14 protein-coding genes are annotated in these 14,389 nt (G+C 70.7%); 8 read left to right on the forward strand and 6 right to left on the reverse strand.

Annotation, left to right across the window (positions count from 1 at the left end; translation table 11 throughout):
* The first annotated feature begins 9 nt into the window (after window positions 1-9).
* Window positions 10-1,917 carry a DUF4012 domain-containing protein gene (locus Vau01_RS07570; RefSeq protein WP_203988532.1) on the forward strand — a complete coding sequence of 636 codons (1,908 nt, stop codon included), beginning with the start codon at window positions 10-12 and terminating at the stop codon, window positions 1,915-1,917.
* A 76-nt stretch (window positions 1,918-1,993) separates the two neighbouring features.
* Window positions 1,994-2,554, forward strand: a complete 561-nt coding sequence (locus Vau01_RS07575; RefSeq protein WP_203988534.1) for a hypothetical protein — start codon at window positions 1,994-1,996, stop codon at window positions 2,552-2,554.
* A 169-nt stretch (window positions 2,555-2,723) separates the two neighbouring features.
* Here the strand turns inward: Vau01_RS07575 and Vau01_RS07580 are convergent, their stop codons facing one another.
* Both Vau01_RS07580 and Vau01_RS07585 read right to left on the reverse strand, forming a co-directional pair.
* The gene (locus Vau01_RS07580) at window positions 2,724-4,361 is read right to left on the reverse strand and encodes an ABC transporter permease (RefSeq protein ID WP_239151387.1); all 1,638 of its coding nucleotides are present in this window, start codon (window positions 4,359-4,361) and stop codon (window positions 2,724-2,726) included.
* On the reverse strand, window positions 4,358-5,278 hold the full coding sequence (locus tag Vau01_RS07585; RefSeq protein ID WP_203988536.1) for an ABC transporter ATP-binding protein: 921 nt from the start codon (window positions 5,276-5,278) through the stop codon (window positions 4,358-4,360). The genes Vau01_RS07580 and Vau01_RS07585 overlap by 4 nt, the downstream gene beginning before the upstream one ends.
* A gap of 112 nt (window positions 5,279-5,390) precedes the next feature.
* Here Vau01_RS07585 and Vau01_RS07590 point away from each other — a divergent pair, with 112 nt between their 5' ends.
* Window positions 5,391-6,251 (forward strand): TetR family transcriptional regulator, encoded by an 861-nt coding sequence (locus Vau01_RS07590; RefSeq protein WP_203988538.1) that lies wholly within the window; start codon window positions 5,391-5,393, stop codon window positions 6,249-6,251.
* 29 nt (window positions 6,252-6,280) lie between these two features.
* Here the strand turns inward: Vau01_RS07590 and Vau01_RS07595 are convergent, their stop codons facing one another.
* Both Vau01_RS07595 and Vau01_RS07600 read right to left on the reverse strand, forming a co-directional pair.
* Window positions 6,281-6,715 (reverse strand): DUF3224 domain-containing protein, encoded by a 435-nt coding sequence (locus tag Vau01_RS07595; RefSeq protein WP_203988539.1) that lies wholly within the window; start codon window positions 6,713-6,715, stop codon window positions 6,281-6,283.
* Window position 6,716: 1 nt separating this feature from the next.
* Window positions 6,717-7,088 carry a VOC family protein gene (locus Vau01_RS07600; RefSeq protein WP_203988540.1) on the reverse strand — a complete coding sequence of 124 codons (372 nt, stop codon included), beginning with the start codon at window positions 7,086-7,088 and terminating at the stop codon, window positions 6,717-6,719.
* Window positions 7,089-7,180: 92 nt separating this feature from the next.
* Between Vau01_RS07600 and Vau01_RS07605 the strand changes: the two genes are divergently transcribed.
* Complete coding sequence (locus Vau01_RS07605; protein ID WP_203988541.1) at window positions 7,181-8,200, forward strand: helix-turn-helix transcriptional regulator; 1,020 nt, start codon at window positions 7,181-7,183, stop codon at window positions 8,198-8,200.
* Here Vau01_RS07605 and Vau01_RS07610 read toward each other — a convergent pair.
* Window positions 8,143-8,634, reverse strand: coding sequence for an Lrp/AsnC family transcriptional regulator (locus tag Vau01_RS07610; RefSeq protein ID WP_239151388.1), 492 nt, complete (start codon window positions 8,632-8,634; stop codon window positions 8,143-8,145). The genes Vau01_RS07605 and Vau01_RS07610 overlap by 58 nt on opposite strands.
* A 101-nt stretch (window positions 8,635-8,735) precedes the next feature.
* On the opposite strand from Vau01_RS07610, the gene hppD reads away from it, so the two are divergent.
* The 4 genes from hppD to hisC are packed head-to-tail and all read left to right on the forward strand — an operon-like array spanning window position 8,736 to window position 13,003.
* Complete coding sequence (gene hppD / locus Vau01_RS07615; RefSeq protein WP_203988543.1) at window positions 8,736-9,884, forward strand: 4-hydroxyphenylpyruvate dioxygenase; 1,149 nt, start codon at window positions 8,736-8,738, stop codon at window positions 9,882-9,884.
* A 56-nt stretch (window positions 9,885-9,940) separates the two neighbouring features.
* Window positions 9,941-10,642 (forward strand): RDD family protein, encoded by a 702-nt coding sequence (locus Vau01_RS07620; protein WP_203988544.1) that lies wholly within the window; start codon window positions 9,941-9,943, stop codon window positions 10,640-10,642.
* Window positions 10,643-10,673: 31 nt separating this feature from the next.
* Window positions 10,674-11,957 (forward strand): RDD family protein, encoded by a 1,284-nt coding sequence (locus Vau01_RS07625; protein ID WP_203988546.1) that lies wholly within the window; start codon window positions 10,674-10,676, stop codon window positions 11,955-11,957.
* Window positions 11,954-13,003: a histidinol-phosphate transaminase gene (gene hisC / locus Vau01_RS07630; RefSeq protein WP_203988548.1), complete on the forward strand. Its 1,050-nt coding sequence runs from the start codon at window positions 11,954-11,956 to the stop codon at window positions 13,001-13,003. Before Vau01_RS07625 ends, hisC begins: the two co-directional genes overlap by 4 nt.
* Here hisC and Vau01_RS07635 read toward each other — a convergent pair.
* The gene (locus tag Vau01_RS07635; protein WP_203988550.1) at window positions 13,000-14,361 is read right to left on the reverse strand and encodes an outer membrane protein assembly factor BamB family protein; all 1,362 of its coding nucleotides are present in this window, start codon (window positions 14,359-14,361) and stop codon (window positions 13,000-13,002) included. The two genes, hisC and Vau01_RS07635, sit on opposite strands and share 4 nt — an antisense overlap.
* Window positions 14,362-14,389: the final 28 nt, after the last annotated feature.

Below are 14,389 nucleotides of genomic sequence, written 5' to 3' on the forward strand. Positions count from 1 at the left end.
ACTCTCGGCGTGGACAGCTCAGCAGAAACACCGTTTGCGTTCACCCCGCCCGCGACCGAACCGAACATCGCCTTCAAGCGCACGCGCCGCAGCGACCCGACGCCGCAACGGCCGACGTTCATTCGTCGCCTCCGGCGTCTCCGGCGCCGGAGACCCCTGCGCCGCCGGCACGTCGCGATCGCGGCCGGGCTGACGCTGGCGCTTCTGGCCGGCGCCGGATGGGTGGGATTCGACGGCTGGCGGGCCGCCGGCAACCTCCGCACCGCAGCGGCGCTCGTCGGAACGCTGCGCCAGCAGGTGCTCGTCGGCGACCTTCCGGGCGCGCGCGGCACGCTGCGCGTTCTGCAGCGGGAGGCCGGCGCCGCGCACGAGCGCACCAGCGGCGTCGTGTGGCGCTCGGCCGGTCTGCTGCCCGGGGTCGGCGACGACCTGGTCGCCGCGCGCACGCTGGCCGCGACGCTGGCCGACCTGACCGACAACGGGATCCCGCCGCTGCTCGACGCCGCCGAGGCGCTGACCGGTGGCGGGCTGACGCCGGCGGTCGGCACGATCGACGTCGGTGTGCTGTCGCACGCCGCCGAGTCACTCGCCACGGGCGTCGACGTCGTGAACCGCTCCACCGACCGGATCGCCGCCGTGCCGACCGGCGGGCTCGCCGCCGACGTGCGGACGGCCATCAGCCAACTCGACGGCGGACTGTCGAAGCTTTCCGGCATGCTCGCGCCGATCGAGCGGGTCACCCGCCTGCTCCCCGCGGTGCTCGGTGCCGACGCGCCGCGGCGGTACCTGATGCTGTTCCAGAACAACGCCGAGGTGCGCGCCACCGGCGGCATGCCCGGTGCTTTCGTGGTGGTCGAGGCGAACCGGGGCGCGGTCAGCATCGTGAACCAGGGCAGCGCCGCGGGCGCCCTGCAGGTGTTCGACCAACCGGTGCTGCCGCTGGACCCGGACGCCGAGGACCTCTACTCCGAACGCCTGGGCACCTATCCGGCCGACATCAACCTGACCCCGGACTTCCCGACCGCGGCGCGGTTGGCCCGCGAGATGTACCGGGTGCGCACCGGGATGCTCGTCGACGGGGTGATCGCCACCGACCCGGTGGCGCTGTCGTATCTGTTGGCGGCCATCGGTCCCGTACAGATGCCGAGCGGACCGCCGCTGACCGCCGACTCGGCCGTCCGGTTGCTGCTGTCGCAGGTGTACGCCGGCACGATGACGTCCGCGCAACAGGACGCCTATTTCGCGACCGCCGCGCGCGCGACGTTCGAGGCCCTCACGAGGCGGCCCGGCGATCCGCGCGGCCTGGCCGCGCCGTTGATGCGCGCCGTCACGGAGCGACGCCTGTTGTTCTGGAGCGCCGACGCCGACGAGCAGCAGGCGCTCGCCGGCACCCGACTGGAGGGCACGCTGCCCGCCGACGACGGGGCGAAGCCGGGCGTCGGCCTGTTCCTCAACGACGGCAGCGGCGCGAAACTCGGCTACTACCTGACCCAGTCGGCCGAGATCACCACCGGCGACTGCACCGACGACCGGCGGCGCGAACTCCGGGTGAAGGTCACGCTGGGTTCGTCGGCACCCGGTTCCGGGCTGTCGAAGTCGGTGCTGGGGCTCGGACTTTCCGGCGACCCGTACACGGTGCGCACCAACCTGATGGTGTTCAGCCCGACCGGCGGGTCGATCGCCGACGCGTCCATCGACGGCGCCTCCGCGCCGATCGGCTCCGGATTCGAGCGCGGCCGGCAGGTGGCGGTGGTGACCATCGACCTGCCTCCGGGGACCCGGAAGACGCTCTCCGTCACGCTGCTGACCGGCACACTGCCCACAGTGGACACACCCGTCACCCCGGTCGTCTGGACCACGCCCGGTGTGTCGCCATGGCGCACCGCAATCACCCCTGGCAAGCCCTGCGATAAGTGAGCCGTTTTGCCGGATTCGTGAGTTAGGCGCGGGTTCTCCGTGTTAGAACCTAAGAAACCTTTCCTAAGGGGATTTGATGCGCACTCAACGCACCAAGGCACTGCTTGCCGCAGTCGGGGCCTTCCTGCTGGCCGCCGTCGGTGTCCTGCTCGCACCGGGCGCGGCGAGTGCCGCGCCCGACTACCCACCACCGCCGGCTGATCTGACGCTCAGTTCCGGTACGGTTCGCGCCGGTAACAGCATCGGCGTGTACGGCTCCGGGTTCGGGGCGCGGGAACCGGTGATCATCGTGACCAAGGTCCGCCCCCGCGACGGCTACTGGTTCGCGGGCTTCACCACCTACCGACAAAAGGTCTGGACCAACAAGGACGGCGAGTTCAAGACCCGCGTGCCCACGTACGTGGCGGGCACCACGGTCATCGTCGCCCACGGCCTCGACTCCGGTGAGGACGAGAAGGCCAAGGTCAAGGTCCTCGGTCGCAACATGGGCCCGGGCGGCTACGGCGACTGGTTCGACCACGGTGCCCCGGGCGCCACGGGTGGCCTGCCCGGCATGCAGGCGGTTCACAACACGGTGGGTCGTTGGCTGTCCGCCGGCGACTCGCCCGGCTGGGGTGTCTCCTGGCGCGCTTGGTAAAAGCGCACACAGGACGCGTCTGCGCCCGGCCGGTTCACTCGAACCGGCCGGGCGTTCCGTTTGCCCGGGCCGTCTCCGGTCCCGGCACGCTTGTCGCCTCAGCCGTCGCCACGCTTGTCGCCTCAGCCGTCGCCACGCTTGTCGCCCCAGCCTCGCCGGCGCCGCCTGATCACATGGCCAGGTCGCGGCGGCGGAACACCGCCAGGCCGGCACCGCACAGCCCCACCGCAACGACGCCCAGAACCACCAGCGGCAGCGCCTCGACCGAGGCGGCCGGCGCGTTGGGCACGTGGGTGAACGGCGACAGGTCGAGCACCACCTGCGGCAGGTCGAGCACCGCACCCAGCTGCATCACCAGAAACGCCGCCGCCAGCACACCCCACGAGACGGGCACCGCCAGGCGCGGCGCGATCCCGAACACCGCGACCACGATCGCGCCGATCACGAGGGCGGCGGGCACCCGCACCAGCGCCGCTCCGATGGCGGTGACGGTTTCGCCGCCCACGTCGCCGGAGGCGACGCCGTAGGCGAACCCGAGCGACCCGCCGAACAGCAGCGCCAGGGCGACGAGCCCGAGCGACGTGCACACGACGTGCGCGCCCAGCCAACGGGTGCGACTCACGGCCGTGGCGAGCACGGGCTCGAGGGTGCCGCCCGCTTCCTCCGTGCGCATCCGGAGCAGGGCCTGGATCACGTAGCCGCACGCGACCAGGACGCCGATGCCGATGATCGCCGAGAGGTAGCCCTCGACCAGGTTCCCGGTGCCGCCGAGTTGCTCGATGACCTCGGCCAGGTCTTCGTTGCCGCTGATCAGGTCGTCGACCTCGTCGGCGACGGCGCCGAACGAGACACCGAGGATCAGCAGCCCGATGGCCCACCCGAGGAGCGAGCCGCGCTGCAGCCGCCACACGAGCCCGAACGGGCTGCCGAGCGAACGGGGCGCCCGCGCCGGCCCCGGCCGTACCGGCAGCATGCCGGTGCCGACGTCACGGTGCGCCGCCAGGATCGTGGTGACGTACAGCAGCACCCCGAACAGGAGGACCAACGGCACCAGGAAGGCGGTCCTGTTCTCGCTGAACGGCCGCACCTGTTGGGCCCAGCCCATCGGGGACAGGTACGAAGGCCAGGCGCTCTCCACGTACTGCCCGTTCCGCACCACCTCACCCGTGGCGTCACCGACCGCCCGCAACAGGAAGCTGAGACCGACGAACGCCGCCGCGATCCCGTTCGCCGCGCGCGAGCTCTCGGCGATCTGCGCGGTGACCGCGGCCACCCCGGCGAACGTGATCCCGGTGAGCGCGAGCGCGACCCCGTACAGCAACGCGCCGGACGCCGACAGGCCGAAACTCAGCAGCACCAGGAAGGACAGCGCGGAGAACGCCACGTCGGCGAGCACCGCGAGGCAGAGCGCGGCGGCGACCATCGCATACCGCCCGACCGCACCGGCGCCGACCATCTCGGCCCGGCCGGTCTCCTCGTTCTGCCGCGTGTGCCGCACGACCATGAACGTGGTCATGAGGGCGATCATCACCACCGACACCAACAGCGTCTCGTTGGTGATGATCGCGCCCAGCGCCGGCCCGGAGGTCGGGCCGTTGAACGCGACCGTCACCACACTCGACGCGCTGGTGGTGGCGTAGGAGACCCGCTCCTCGGGCGTGTCGTAGAGACCGACGATGCTCGACCCGCTGCCGCCCAGCACGGCCGCCTGCGCGAACAGCCACACCGGAATCTGGATCCGGTCGCGCCGCAACGCCAGCCGCAGCAGCGCACCGGTGCCCGTGAAGTTGCCCATGCGATCGCTCATCGCGCCGGCACCGCCTGCCGCTCCTCGGGCGCCTCCGAGCCGCCGTAGTGCCGCATGAACAGTTCCTCGAGCGTCGGCGGACGGCTCGTGAGATCGCGGATGCCGTACGGCGTGAGGTACGCGATCACCTCGCCCATCGCGCCCGGTTCCACGTCGAGCGACACCTTGGTACCGGCCACGCTGACCGAGTGCACGCCCGCCGCCGACTCGAGGTTCTCCACCGGCCGCTCGGTTTCGACGGTCATCGCCGTGCGGGTGAGGTGACGCATGTCGGCGAGGGTGCCGCTCTCGACGTTCCGGCCGGCCCGGATGATGCTCAGCCGGTCGCACAGCGCCTCGACCTCGGCGAGGATGTGGCTGGACAGCAGCACGGTGCGGCCGGCGGCCTTGGCCGAGCGCACGCAGTCTCGGAACACCGCCTCCATCAGCGGGTCGAGCCCGGAGGTCGGCTCGTCGAGAATGAACAGCTCCACATCGGACGCGAACGCGGCCACCAGGGCGACCTTCTGCCGGTTGCCCTTCGAGTATGTGCGGCACTTCTTCGTGGGGTCGAGCTCGAACCGCTCCAGCAGGTCACGCCGGCGCGCCTCGTCGACACCGCCGCGCAGTCGCCCGAACAGGTCGATCGCCTCGCCACCGGACAGGTTCGGCCACAGGTTCACGTCGCCCGGGACGTACGCGAGCCGCCGGTGCAACTGCACCGCGTCGCGCACCGGGTCGCCTCCGAGCAGCCGGACCTCGCCGGAGTCGCGCCGGAGAAGACCGAGCAGCACCCGGATGGTCGTGGACTTGCCGGCCCCGTTGGGGCCGAGGAAACCGTGCACCTCGCCGGTGTCGACGGACAGGGTGAGACCGTCGAGTGCGCGGGTGCGGCCGAACGTCTTGACCAGGTCGGTGGCCGAGATGGCGGTGGTCATGGTCCCTCTCCGTCTTCCCTCGTTGTCGGTGAGACCTCGTTCCAACTGACCGGCGGTCAGCGCATCGAAGCTACGCCTGCCCAGCGGTCAGCGCAACAGCTATAGTTTTGAGATGACCGACGTCACGGCCGAACCGGAAACAGGAGGCCCGCAAGAGGGCGGCGCGGAGGGCACGCGCGAACGGATCCTGGCCGAGGCGATCGAGATGTTCACCAGGCACGGTTACCACCGCACCACCCTGCGCCTGCTGGCCGACCGGCTGGGCGTCACGAAGGCCGCGATCCTCTACCACTTCCCGGCGAAAGACCGCATCATCCAGGCGCTGATGGAGCCGTTCGTGGCCGCCATCGAAGACGCCATCGAGCGGGCCGCGGCGCTGCCGTTCCCGGCGTCCCGGCTGGCACTGCTCGAAGGCATCCTCGACACCTACCTCGCGCACCAGCGACTGCTGCTCATGGCCCGCACCGACGCGTCGATCTTCACGCACGAGGAGACGTACCAACGGTTCATGCGCATGCCCGCCCGCGTCATCGCGATCATCGTCGGGCCGGCGGCGCCGCTGGAAGACAAGGTGTGGGCGGTGCAGCTCATGGGCACCCTCGGCGATTCCGTGCTGTTCTTCGCCGAGGCGCCGACGGCCGACCTGCGCGCCGCCATCTTCAACGGAACGCTGAGCCTGCTGGCCGCCGGGCCGCCGAGCCGGTTGCCGGAGCCACCCCCACGGATGGACATGACGTGGCCGCGCCCCGGCTTCCAGCCCGTTCTGGCGCCCGAGGTCGCCGATCCGCCGCCGGCCAACGTCGTTTACGGCGGCAGCCGGCGGAGCGGCCGACGGGTCGGCCGCCCCCGGGTGCTGAGCGGTGAGCGGATCACCAGGGCCAAGGAGATGTACGCCAGCGGCGCGCACAACGTCGACGACATCGCGGCCGAGCTGGGCGTCTCACGGGCAACGGTGTATCGCTATCTCAATTGATCGCAAAATTGCTCGCCGTCTCGAAAATATTATGAGACGTTGTGAGAATGATCGTACTCAAGGAACAGTCTCGGGCCGTCCTCGTCGTGCCGGATCTCCATGCGGCCGGTGAGGCCGGCCAGCTCGCCGGTCCCCGAGCCGGCCACGATCACGCCGGTGGCCACGTCGGGCCGGTCGCCGCCCGGCGCGGCGCCGTGCACGAGCACGAACGAGCCGGTCCGGCCGCCGAGCGTCCCGGTAACGCGCTCCATCGCGGTGTAGGCCAGCTGGCCGCAGTTGAGCATCGTGGCAACGGCCGTGCCGGTGAGGTCGTCGCCCTTGTACGTCTTGCGGAAGGCCACCCGGCCCAGCGCCAGGTCGGTGCCGGCCCCGGCGGTGGCTTCGGCGCCCGCCCCGGTGGCGGCCTCCTCCACGGCGTGCGGCTGCCAGTCCTCGACCGTGAACGGCGTCGTGCTGCTCGGCATGTCAGGCCCCCGCGTTCGAGATGCAGAACGGGTGGCCCGCCGGGTCGAGCAGCACCCGCCACCGGTCGGGCTGCGGCTGCTCGTCGGGCTTGGTGGCACCGAGCTTGAGCAGCGCCTCCTCGCCGGCGTCGAGGTCGTCGACACCGAACTCCATGTGCGCCTGCTTCGGCACGTCGGGGTTCGGCCAGGTCGGCGGCACGTAGTTCGCGACGCGCACGAAGCCGATACCGTTCGGTCCCATCTCGCCGAGGAACACGAAGTCGTCGGTGGTGTAGCTCACCTCGAGGTCGAGCATGTGGCGGTAGAAGTCGGCCAGCGCGGCAGGGTCGTCGCAGTCGATGGAGACGCCGACGTAGCGGGCTATGGCGGTCATGATTTTCTCCCGTGTTCGTTCGAGTGATCACGGAGCAGCGTGGCAGTCTCGGCTGACACCTTCTGTCAGTCGAGTTCGAAAGGCTGAACGTCATGCGCGCCAGCCGACTGCTGTCCGTCCTCCTGTTGCTGCAGAACCGCGGCCTGCTCACGGCGCAGCAGATCGCCGACGAACTCGACGTGTCGGTGCGCACCGTCTACCGCGACATCGACGCGCTCAGCGCCACGGGTGTGCCGGTGTACGCGGAGCACGGTCACGGGGGCGGGTACCGGCTGGTCGACGGCTTCCGCACCAGGCTCACCGGGCTCACCGAGCAGGAAGCCGAGTCGATCTTCTTCGCCGGGTTGCCCGCCGCGGCCGCCGAACTGGGCCTCGGCTCGGTGCTCGCCACCGCGGAACTGAAACTGCGCGCGGCCCTGCCGGCGACCCTCAACCGGCAGGTCGGGCGGGTCCGCGACCGCTTCCACCTCGACGCGGCCGGCTGGTTCCGAGACACCGAGACGAACCCGCACCTGGCGGCGTTGGCCGGCGCCGTCTGGGACGAGCACCGGGTCCGCCTCACCTACGAGCGGCACGCCGCTCCACGCGTTGTCGAGCGGGTGGTCGATCCGCTGGGGATCGTGCTCAAGGCGGGCGTCTGGTACTTCGTCGCCCGGGTCGGCGACGACCTGCGCACGTACCGGGTGGCGGCGATCGTCGACCTCACCGTGCTCGACGAGCGGTTCACCCGGCCCGCCGACTTCGACCTGGCCGCCACCTGGACGGAGTGGGCCGAAGACTTCGAACGGAGGTTGTTCCGGGGGGAGGCGGTGATCCGCTTGTCGCCGCACGGCGTCGAGATGATCCCGTACCTGATGACCAGGGCGATGGCGCGCGGCACCCAGCACACGATCCAGCCGCCCGACGCCGACGGCTGGGCACGCGCGGTGGTGCCGATCGAGTCGGTGCGGCACGCGCACGGCGAACTGCTCCGGCTGGGCGCCGAGGTCGAGGTGCTCGAACCGCCGGAACTGCGCGACATGCTGCGGGCCACGGTGGCGCGGCTCGCCGAGTACTACGGCACGGCTCCGGCTCGAGACGCCGCCGCGCGCACGAGCGGAAGCACGCGGTAGGGGATCTGTTCGGCCAGCGCGATGTTGGTGATCGCGCGCGCGATGCCGTCGTGCCCCACCACCTGGTCGATGACCCGCTGGAGGTCGGCGTTGTCGCGGGCGACCACCCGGCACAGCAGGTCGCCGGATCCGGTGATCGTGTACGCCTCCAGCACCTCGGGGATGGCGGCGAGGTGGGCGGCGACGGGTTCGTGGCCGAGCCGCTGGCTGATTTCGAGCGTCACGAAGGCGGTGACTCCGAACCCGATGGCGGCCGGCGCGACGTCGGGGCCGAAGCCGCGCACCACTCCCCGGGAGATGAGTTTGTCGAGCCGGGCCTGCACCGTGCCCCGCGCGGCGTGCAGGCGGCGGGCGCACTCCAGGATGCCGAGCCGGGGTTCGGCCGCCAGCAACGCGATCAGGCGAGCATCGAGATCATCCAGATTACTGGTCAATCTGTACACCTCAACGGGTTGGAGGGCGGACGATTTGTACAAGGTGACCACCAATCATAGCCACAGTTGCCCATAGTTCGTCGCGCCGGAATCCTCATAACATGACCAGTGCTATCGAGGACGAACTCGTCGGCGCCGTCGACCACGACATCGACAACGACCCGTTTCCGGTAAAGGGCATCGACCACGTGCGCTTCGTGGTCGGTAACGCCAAGCAGGCTGCCCACTATTACTCCACCGCGTTCGGGATGACCCTCGTCGCCTACCGGGGTCCGGAGACCGGCCACCGCGACGTCGCCGAGTACGTGCTGAAGTCCGGCTCGTCCCGCTTCGTCTTCGCCGGGAGTGTGCGTGCCGGTACCCCCGAGGCCGAGCACCACGCCCGGCACGGCGACGGCGTCGTCGACATCGCGCTGGAGGTGCCCGACGTCGACGTGGCCTACAAGCACGCGGTCGAGCAGGGCGCCCGGGGTCGCGACGTCCCAGAGGACTGGTCCGACGAGCACGGCGTGGTGCGGTACGCCGCGATCGACACGTACGGCGACACACGGCACACGCTGATCGACCGGTCGCGCTACACCGGCCCGTTCCTGCCCGGGTTCGTCGCCCGGGCGCCGATGGTCACGCCGCCCGGGCGCCGGTTCTTCCAGGCGGTCGACCACATCGTCGGCAACGTCGAACTCGGGCACATGGACGAGTGGGTCGGCTTCTACCGGCGCGTCATGGGCTTCACCAACATGGCCGAGTTCATCGGCGACGACATCGCCACCGACTACTCGGCGCTGATGAGCAAGGTGGTCGCGAACGGGACCCGCAAGGTCAAGTTCCCGCTGAACGAGCCCGCGATCGCCCGCAAGAAGTCGCAGATCGACGAGTACCTCGAGTTCTACGGCGGGCCGGGTGCCCAGCACATCGCCCTGGCCACCGGCGACATCCTCGCCAGCGTCGACGCGATGCGCGCCGCCGGCGTCGAGTTCCTGGAGACGCCCGACGCCTACTACGACGACACCCTGCGCGAGCGCATCGGCAACGTGCGGGTGCCGATCGAGGAGCTGCGGGCCCGCCGCATCCTCGTCGACCGTGACGAAGACGGTTACCTCCTGCAGATCTTTACCAAACCGGTGCAGGACCGGCCGACGGTCTTCTACGAATTGATCGAACGCCACGGCTCCATGGGCTTCGGCAAGGGCAACTTCAAGGCCCTGTTCGAGGCGATCGAGCGCGAGCAGGAGCGCCGCGGCAACCTCTGACCGTCCCGGCCCGCACGGGGCGGCGGTGACTCGTGCGGGTGGGGGAGGATGGACCGGTGACGCAGCACGGATACCCGTACCCGGAGTCTGGCCAGTACGGTCAGGGGCCGCAGTACCCGCCGGCCAGCCATACCCAGCCGCCGTCGGCCGGGTACGCGGTGCCGCCCGGCACGCCGGGGTACGGGCACGCCGGGTACCCGCCGGCGGGCGGGTTCGCCGGGCAGCAGAACGCCGGGTACGCGTCACAACAGCCGACCGCACCCAATGGTCAGGAACTCGCCGACGTGTGGATGCGCCTGGTCGCCCGTCTGGTCGACGGCCTGATCGTCGGCGGGGTGCTCACGATCATCGCCATTCCCATCATGATCGTCGTGTTCGTCGTGAGCCTCGGTTCCCTGGAGACCGACGCCAACGGCAACACGACGGGCGGGCTCTCGTTCCTCGTCGTCGTCCTCGTCAGCGAACTCGTCGTCTTCCTGCTGGCCTTCGTCGCGCAGTACGTCTACGACGTGGAGATGTGCAAGCGCACAGGTCAAACCGTCGGCAAGCGGATCATGAAACTTCGCGTGACGCCGCTCGACCCCAACCTGCCGCTCGACCGCGGGGTGCTGGCCAAGCGCTGGCTGGTCAGCGGCCTGGGCGGGCTCGTGCCGGGGCTGAGCCTGCTCAACCCGCTGTGGTGCCTGTGGGACCAGCCCTACCGGCAGTGCCTCCACGACAAGTTCGCGAAGACCGTCGTGGTTAAGGTGCCAGCGTGAGCAAGCGCTACGAGTGGAGCGGAGCGAACCCGTGAGCGGCATCGCGCCGGGCTGGTACCGAGATCCGGTCGACCCGACGATCCAACGCTACTGGGACGGCGAGGGCTACCTCGGCGAGCCCCTACCGGCCGACGCCACCCCACCACCCGGCCCACCCGCCGACGCCACCCCACCCCCACCCCCGGCCCAGACCAGCCCGACCCAGACCAACCCGGCCCAAGCCAGCCCAGCCCAAGCCAGCCCAGCCCCGGTAAGCCCGGCTCAGGCCAGCCCGGCGCAGACCGGCCAGACCCAGGCCGGCCACACTCAGGGAAGCCACACCCAGGGAAGCCAGACCCAGGGAAGCCAGACCCAGGCCAGCCAAGGCGGCCAAGCCCAGGCCGGCCAAGGCAGCCAGACCCAGGGAAGCCAGACCCAGGCCAGCCAAGGCGGCCAAGCCCAGGCCGGCCAAGGCAGCCAGACCCAGGATCCGCAGTCCCAGGCTCCATCGACCCACGGCGCCGGCGTCGCGAACAGCGCTCCAGCCCAGATCAGCGCCCCACCGCAGAGCCCACCCCCGGGTCCCTATCCGCCCGGCGGCCCCTACCAGCCGTTCGCACCCGGGCAGGCCGGGCAGCAGGGCCCGATGACGCCGCCCTACGGCACCCCGCCACCGCCCGGCATCCAACCCGGCGGTCCCATGCCCGGCTGGCCCGCGTACCCACGCCTGGTGCTGCCCGCACCCCGGCCGCACGGCTACCGGCTCGCCGGCCTCGGGGCCAGGTTCGTGGCGCGGTTCGTCGACACGCTAGCCGTCCTCGGGCTGAACATCCTGGTCAACGGCTATTTCGTGTACCAGTATTACAAGATCAATCTGCCGTTCTGGCAGGAGATCTCGCGCCGGTTCTACGCCGGCGAGTCGACCGCCGGGGTCGAGCCGCCCGAGCGCAGTTCAACCCTGCTGATCATCATTTTGATTCTGGCCGCCGCGCTCTGGTTCGCCTACGAGGTGCCGGCACACGCCAACAACGGCCAGACGCTCGGCAAGCGGCTCCTCGGCATCAAGGTCATGCGGTTGGAGAGCGACGAGGCGCTCGGCTTCAGAAGATCGATCCGGCGATGGAACACGCTCGGCCTGCCGACCCTGCTGTGGACCTGCTTCGGCCTCGGTTTCGTCCTGCAGTTCGTCGACTGCCTCTGGGCCGCCATCGACCGGCCGATGCACCAGGCGCTCCACGACAAGTCGGCGGTCACCGTGGTGGTGCAGGCCGAACCCCGCCCGACCCCGGAGCAGCAGACCCAGCCCAACCACGATCAACAGGGACGGCCCGCATGACCCGCCTCACCAGGGCAGACCTGGACGCACTTCCCGCATACGTACCCGGCAAGGCGATTCCGGGCGCGATCAAACTGGCCAGCAACGAGGTCCCGTACGGGCCGTTGCCCGGCGTCGTCGAGGCGCTCACGGCCGCGATCGCCGACGTTCACCGTTACCCCGACATGGGGGTCGTCGCGCTGCGAGACGCTCTCGCGGCGCGCACGAAGGCCGACCCGGAGAAGATCGTCACCGGTTGCGGCTCGGTCGCGCTCGCCGAGCACCTGGTCAAGGCCACCTGCCTGCCGGGCGACGAGGTGATCTACGCCTGGCGCTCGTTCGAGGCGTACCCGATCATCGTCGCGTCGGCCGGTGCCACCAGCGTGCGCGTCCCCAACACCAAGGATCACGGGCACGATCTCGGCGCGATGGCCGCGGCGGTCACCGACCGCACGCGGCTCATCTTCGTCTGCAATCCGAACAACCCCACGGGGACGGCGTTGCGGCGGGCCGAGCTCGACCGCTTCCTCGACGCGGTGCCGTCCACGGTGCTCGTGGTGCTCGACGAGGCGTACCGGGAGTTCGTCACCGACCCCGACGTGCCCGACGGCCTCACGGCCTACGGTGACCGGCCGAACGTGGTGGTGCTGCGCACGCTGTCGAAGGCGTGGGGGCTGGCCGGGCTGCGGATCGGCTACCTGGTGGCCGCACCCGAGGTGGCCGCCGCCGTCCGCAAGGTCGTCACCCCGTTCTCCACCTCCATGGCCGCACAGGCCGCGGCGCTCGCCGCGCTCAAGGCGGACGCCGAGATGACCCGCCGGGCCGGCCTCGTGGTCGCCGAGCGCGAGCGGCTCCTCGACGCCGTCCGCGACCTCGTGCCGGGTGTGCCGGAGACGCAGGCCAACTTCGTCTGGCTGCCGCTGGGCGACGACGCACAACGGTTCGGGCAGGCCTGCGAGGAGCACAAGGTGATCGTCCGGCCGTTCGCCGGCGACGGCGTCCGGGTGACCGTGGGGACGCCCGACGAGAACGACGCGTTCCTGGAGGCGGCAACCAAGGCGCTTTAGACGCCGGCCAGCACCACCGGCGTCGAGCCGAGGAAGTAGCGGTCGTCCGGCTCTTCGGGTGGTCCCCCGGTGAGCCGTTCGACCGCCACGAACCGGCCGGCGACGTGCACCAGCCCGGGCACCCACCGCTCGTCGGGCACCTTCTTGAGATCGGTGCGCGACAACTCGACACCGCTCGCCGGGTGCAGCACCACCAGGTTCAGGTTGTCGTCGATCGCGTACACGCCGATCGTTCCCACCGCGACCAGCCGGAATCCCGCCTTGCTGTGCCACTCGGGATGGCCGGACGCGCGGTCGTAGGCCCAGATGACGCCGCTGGTGTCGCCCGCGTTCTCGATCAGCAAGCCGGCCTGGAGATACGTCCGGTTCCCGGACACCCACTTCTCCGGGGTCACGGCGCCGTCGGAGTTCACCCGCCACACGCCGCCGCTCGTGCCCTTGACGCCGGCGTAGTCCTGCTTGGGGGTGATGACCGACTTTCCGCCGGTGGCCTTCAGCAGCCCGCATTCCGAGTGCCCGCGCGCGCACGACATCGGCTCCACGTACCAGTTGGCCGCGTCGGCCGGGCCGGCCGAGGCGCCCGGCGGGATCCAGGTGTTCATCAGCGTGCCGGACGCCACGTCGAAGATCTGGAGGGTGGCCGGCGCCGCGCACGAGTCCTTGACGATGTACGTCGTCTCGCTGGTCCAGTCGGTGTCGTGGCAGCCCGGGTGCTCGGGGAACGTGAACTCCCAGCGGCGCTTGCCGGTCCACGGGTTGTACGCGATCACCTCGTCGCCGCCGGCCACGACGAGCACGGCCCCGCCGTCGGTGTTCGAGCGCGCGGTGAAGATCCCCACCGGCCGCCAGACGGTCGCGCCGCCGGTGCGCCGGCCGTCGAACGTCTCCCCCTCGCTCGCCCGGGCCTGGTCCTGCCACGCGATGCGGCCGGTCTTCGGGATCACGGCCAGCACGACGCCGTCCGAAAATTTGACGATCACCAGGGCGACGCCCTCGTAGCTGCCCTCGACGGCGACCACGCCGGCGACCTCCGCCGGCCAGCGCCGGATCGACCAGAACGGCGTCGCCTCGGTGCGGCTGGTCAACGACGTGTCGGCCCACACCCGGCGGGCGTCGGCGAAAACGCGCAGCCGCCCGTCGACGATGAGCGGCGCCGACGTCAGCTCGCCGTACCGGACCGGCTCGGCGGCCGGCCGGTCGGGATACGGGCCGCGGGCCTCGACCGCCGACTCGGCGGGCCGGAGCACGCGGTAGCCGACCACCGCCGTCGCACCCAGCACACAGACGACCGCCAGGGCGATCACCGAGAACCGGGCCCAGCGCGGCCAGGTGGCGGGCCTCGTCAGCACAGGACTCATCGGGCTAGCACTCTAACTCGCCGGCCTG

The organism is Virgisporangium aurantiacum (assembly GCF_016863635.1).
GTDB classification, from domain to species: domain Bacteria; phylum Actinomycetota; class Actinomycetes; order Mycobacteriales; family Micromonosporaceae; genus Virgisporangium; species Virgisporangium aurantiacum.